The organism is Vibrio sp. 1978, from assembly GCF_033344345.1.
In genome coordinates, this window is sequence record NZ_JAWPOP010000055.1 from 1 (window position 1) to 4,754 (window position 4,754).

Annotated in this window: 8 protein-coding genes; 6 read left to right on the forward strand and 2 right to left on the reverse strand. The window is 39.8% G+C overall.

Annotation, left to right across the window (positions count from 1 at the left end; translation table 11 throughout):
* The coding region (locus R8N49_RS24095; RefSeq protein ID WP_318190109.1) for a hypothetical protein at positions 1-192 on the forward strand (192 nt) is incomplete at its 5' end.
* Between the two features lie 76 nt (positions 193-268).
* Entirely contained in the window at positions 269-820 is a 552-nt protein-coding gene (cyaB, locus tag R8N49_RS24100) for a class IV adenylate cyclase (RefSeq protein WP_115386074.1), read from the forward strand.
* A gap of 561 nt (positions 821-1,381) precedes the next feature.
* Here the strand turns inward: cyaB and R8N49_RS24105 are convergent.
* Together R8N49_RS24105 and R8N49_RS24110 are read right to left on the reverse strand one after the other, a co-directional pair.
* On the reverse strand, positions 1,382-1,699 hold the full coding sequence (locus R8N49_RS24105) for a CcdB family protein (protein WP_318190110.1): 318 nt from the start codon (positions 1,697-1,699) through the stop codon (positions 1,382-1,384).
* Positions 1,699-1,944: a type II toxin-antitoxin system CcdA family antitoxin gene (locus R8N49_RS24110; RefSeq protein WP_017420672.1), complete on the reverse strand. Its 246-nt coding sequence runs from the start codon at positions 1,942-1,944 to the stop codon at positions 1,699-1,701. The genes R8N49_RS24105 and R8N49_RS24110 overlap by 1 nt, the downstream gene beginning before the upstream one ends.
* A gap of 214 nt (positions 1,945-2,158) precedes the next feature.
* Between R8N49_RS24110 and R8N49_RS24115 the strand changes: the two genes are divergently transcribed.
* The 4 genes from R8N49_RS24115 (at position 2,159) to R8N49_RS24130 (ending at position 4,682) form a co-directional block, all read left to right on the forward strand.
* Positions 2,159-3,157 carry a hypothetical protein gene (locus tag R8N49_RS24115; RefSeq protein ID WP_186584952.1) on the forward strand — a complete coding sequence of 333 codons (999 nt, stop codon included), beginning with the start codon at positions 2,159-2,161 and terminating at the stop codon, positions 3,155-3,157.
* A gap of 48 nt (positions 3,158-3,205) precedes the next feature.
* Entirely contained in the window at positions 3,206-3,484 is a 279-nt protein-coding gene (locus R8N49_RS24120; protein ID WP_222438041.1) for a hypothetical protein, read from the forward strand.
* Positions 3,485-3,519: 35 nt separating this feature from the next.
* Positions 3,520-3,915 (forward strand): hypothetical protein, encoded by a 396-nt coding sequence (locus tag R8N49_RS24125; RefSeq protein WP_318190112.1) that lies wholly within the window; start codon positions 3,520-3,522, stop codon positions 3,913-3,915.
* Positions 3,916-4,064: 149 nt separating this feature from the next.
* Positions 4,065-4,682 (forward strand): LysE family translocator, encoded by a 618-nt coding sequence (locus R8N49_RS24130; protein WP_318190111.1) that lies wholly within the window; start codon positions 4,065-4,067, stop codon positions 4,680-4,682.
* The last annotated feature ends 72 nt before the right edge of the window (positions 4,683-4,754 follow it).

The following is a 4,754-nucleotide window of genomic DNA, read 5'->3' on the forward strand; positions in this document are numbered from 1 at the left end:
GCGGGAGCAAACTTCATGATTATCGCATCTCACTGTTTTTATGTTCAGAGGTGTCGCACTTCGTACTTGAATCCAAGGTACCTAACAAACTGTTCAAGAGGGATTCGCAACGCGTGGCATTTTCACTATGCGTTAGTTTTAGTGTTTAAGGTGGTATGCGGCGGCTTTGGTATTGCGTTGCTCACCCCTTAACAGGGCGTTATGCGTACGAGCATGATTAGCTACTCTCTCTTATGGTAAAATTCGCATTTTGTTATAGGATCCCAAGATGAGCGATGAGCATTTTCAAGGTAAGTATGAGGTAGAGCTAAAGTACCGCCTTGAGTCGAAGACTAATTTCATGAATGTTTTGAAAAATATACCTCATGAAATAATGGTTGAGGACAATCTAGAATCCGATTGTTATTTTGATACTCCTGATAAATCATTGTATCAGCAGAATAAGAGTGTCTGTATTCGTACTATGAAGCCTTCGGGTATTAAGCTTTGGATTGTAAAAGGCCCTGAGGCAGACCGATGTGAAGCGACTAATATCACTGATGCAGAAAATGCTAAAAGTATGCTTGAAACTATGGGGTACGAAATTACGTTAAAGGCTACCAAAACTCGAAGTATCTATTTCGTTGGCAAGTTTCATATCACGGTTGATTCATTAGATGGTATTGGCGACTTTGCTGAGTTCGCTATCATGACAGACGATGAATCAATGCTAATTGCTTATAGGTCGGAACTTGAAGCCCTAGCTAGCAAGTTTGGGTTGACAGGTTCAGCATTGCAGAATAAATCCTATAAACAGATGTTCGAGGAAAAGTACGCATAACAAAGCATTTAAGAGTGATTCGCAACGCTTGGCATTTTCGCTTCGCTCAAGTATAGCCAAACGTCGCTCACACCTTAATGCGGCGTTATGTTTCCGATTGAAAACTGCGTAATACCACTTGAATGCTGTTTTTATATCCAGTATTGTTGGCATTTTCCATAGTTTGAGCATGTGCGTAAATGAGAATAATAATTGATGGTTGTAACTTCAATTTGGATAGTGTTTCAAGTTTATCGAGAAACAAGAATTTAGGAGTTTATTCGTTACAAGGGATAGATGACAACTTAGCTAAGTTCGCCAGTGATTCAATAGAAAACAAGGCGTATTTCGATATTGAAGTTTTAGACAAAGATCGTTCAGTGCTAGTTGGTGAACACTGCTTTTTCAACAATCTTAATGTTTTCAATAAAACATTAAAACTGACGGTCAACTGGGTAGAACACTCACTTTTTGACTAAGTCGATAGCGAAACATAACAAAGCATTTAAGAGTGATTCCCAACGCTTGGCAGTTTCGCTTCGCTCAAGTGTAGCCAAGCGTCGCTCACACCTTAATGCGGCGTTATATGCCAGTAATCAGAAAGTCGATAGCAGAGATGATCTCGTCTCTAAAAGTGCTTAGATCGTTTACAGGCTCTCTTAGAATTTTGGTTGGTACACTTGCCATTTGATGAGTCAGAATTACGAAGTCACCTTCATCAATATGGATTACGGGGCATAGGTGACAGGGTGCTTTTTTCTCTAACAACTCAGTAGGCGTCAACGGAATAACTAACCGAGTGTTCAATGTATCAAGCAATTCACTTTGAACGTCAACAAAGTATGGGTATGCGGTTGCAGTGTTTTTATCGTTGTTTTTGTATAGCGAGAATTGTGACATTAGAATACTCGGTAAGAATCAGAAAATAGCCCGTGGTTTTCAGTTAGCTCGTTACAAGCATTAATGGCATCAGCATTTTGCTCTAACCATTCAGCTTTAAGGCGTTGACTCACTTCTTTTTCAAGTGCCTTTTCCATTGTTGCCGAAAGGTTTATATTTAAGCGTTTAGCCTCAGCAAGTAACTCACTGTTTAAGCTTAAGTTTGTAGCTTTCTTTGGAGCTTGCGTACTATATGCGTTTCTCATGATAGTAACCTATGCGTATTGTGTGTGCGCATAAATTATAGGTGCAATACAAGCATATAACAAGGCGTTTAAGAGGGATTCTCAACGCTTGGCATTTTCAGTTTGATTCAGCTTTAGTGTATACGGCACAATGGTTTAGACTAGGTGGTGGCGTTGTTCACCCCTTAACGCGGCGTTATAAATCACATGAGTTCGGAGGGTTATGGGTATATCAATGTTAGAAATAAGTAAAACTGCAATGTATCACGGAGAATTTACAGATCGTAAAAAAGAATTCTCAGAAGCATGTAAATGGTTATCCGAAGAGATGGGTTTTCCATATAAAAGTACTCGAATGGGCGACTACGAGCGGTTGCTAAAAACATTTGTAAACCCCGGAGCAAAAGCACCTACGGAGCGAGACCTGCTTGATGATTTCTATCATTTTATGCAAGCAGCGACCGAAGCGTGCCAGATCATCCGTTTGTGGAATACTTTTAAGGATGGTAAGCATGAGGGCTTAAAAGACCGTATCAAACATGTCATGTCTGGTAAAAGCATACGTGCCGAAGCAATCAAAAAGAACAAAAAAGGACAAAATGATGACCCAGCACGAGATTTCGCGTTTGAGCTAAACATTGCCTCTAGGTTTCTCAAAGGCGGCTATGAAGTCGACCTAACGGATGACTGCGATGTGGTTGTTACTATTGGTAAAGACAGATTGTATGTAGAGTGCAAACGTATAAAATCTTTGAAAAAATTAGCCTCTCGTATCAAAGAAGCATCAAACCAGATAGATACACGTATTGTTGCAAATCGTAAAAATAAGTATGGCTTAATAGCACTGGATGTGACTGATGTGCTCTTGCCTGAGGGTACGGTTACAGCAACAAGCGATGTACGTCTGTATGACATGGAAATACAAAAAGCGATTACAGATTTCGCTAGAGAGCAGCAAGATGTATCAGACAAAAATGCAGGTCGTAATGTAGCAGGTATTCTATTTGAATTTAGTTCAAGCGCTTTCTTTTCTCATGAGGAAAATGAACCTGCTTTGGGTTTTGGACGCGCAGCGTGTATGTATAGGCAGGCTAGCCAAAGTAAAAAGTCGTTGGCTCTAGTCTCTGGTTTTTATGGACAAAATTGCCAACCAAAACTTATAGAGTTCAGATTTATAACAAAGCATTTAAGAGTGATTCGCAACGCTTGGCAGTTTCGCTTCGCTCAAGTATAGCCAAGCGCCGCTCACACCTTAATGCGGCGTTAGCCTACAGAGGTAAGCATGGAACACAGAGTTAAGAAAGTTAGAGCTTACTCTACCGCAATGATTAGTCGACTTATTATTGCAGATCGAAAATTAGCTTTGCTTAATCCCCTATTAAACGATTCTGATTTGATTCATAAGTGGGATCATTCTTATGGTGGTCATGGGCTTGAGTTAATGCGTATAACAATGTATCTAGATATTGTTCGTGAGTTAGCTGCTATTTCATTTGACCGAGGTAATACGTCTCCATCAATTTTCATATTCTTGAACTTATTTCCTCTAAGCCTCTTTTAGAGGCTTTAAAAAGGGACTACTGTAAACCGACAACGATTACTTGGGTAAACGACGTTGACCCCGAATCAAGAGCATTCTGGGAAGAGCGTCATAAAGAAAGAGATTTGGGAGACAAGTCTCAAAGGTTTGATGAGCATTATCACAAGGCAAAAAAATTATTTAGCGAACTAAAAGGCAAGGATCTTCATCATAAAATTAGGAACGTACGCAATAAATTGGTTGCTCATTACGAAATGAGGCAAGATGGTACAGAACCCCGCTTAGCTGACCCTAAAGACTTTAATTTGAAGTGGGGAGATGTCGAAAGTTATTTCGAGGAGTTGAAGCCGATTATTGTCGAATTGGTGTTGTTAATTTCTAATGAAGCATATGCTTTAGATTTATTCCGAGAGGATCACGAAAGGATTTCTCGAGACTTTTGGAAACTGTAGGCTAACAAACTGTTTAAGAGTGATTCGCAACGCGTGGCATTTTTACTATGCGTTGGTTTTAGTGTTTAAGGTGGTATGCGGGAGCTTCGGTATTGCGTTGCTCACCCCTTAACAGGGCGTTATACCCTAATTGGAAAGGAAGCATCCTCATGGTTTCAATAGAATTTTTAATTACTTCTTTTATTGTTGTCTTAATACCCGGTACAGGAGTATTGTTTACAGTTGCTACTGGGCTCTTCAATAGCAAACAAGCTAGCGTATTTGCTGCAATTGGTTGTACGTTTGGTATTGTTCCTTCACTTTTGGCGAGTGTGTTTGGGTTGGCGGCAATCTTCCATACTAGTGCGTTGGTATTTCAGGTCGTCAAATATTGTGGTTCAGCTTATTTGATCTATTTAGCATGGACTATGTGGAGGGCTTCTTCCCCCTTGTCACTGGACAAAAAGCCTGCAAATGCGAAGCTCAGAGATATTGCGTTAAAAGGTTTTTTAATTAATATCTTGAACCCTAAGTTATCAATATTCTTTTTAGCATTCTTGCCCCAATTTGTTTCGCCACAATCAGAGCAGCCATTGTTTAGTATGCTAGTTCTTGGAGTGGTGTTTATGTTGATGACACTTTGTATATTTATTGTGTATGGCTTAATGGCTAGTACATTTAGTGAGTTAATTGTACGCTCAGAAAAAGCAAGTTTGGTTATTCAAAAAATATTTGCGGGTGGTTTTGCAGCGATGGGTTTGAAGTTGGCGTTAACAGAACGGGCTTAGTATCAAGTTTGAAGTGCGACACTTTCTACAGATGCGCATGAATATACTCCAGTGGTATTCTATACCCAAGTC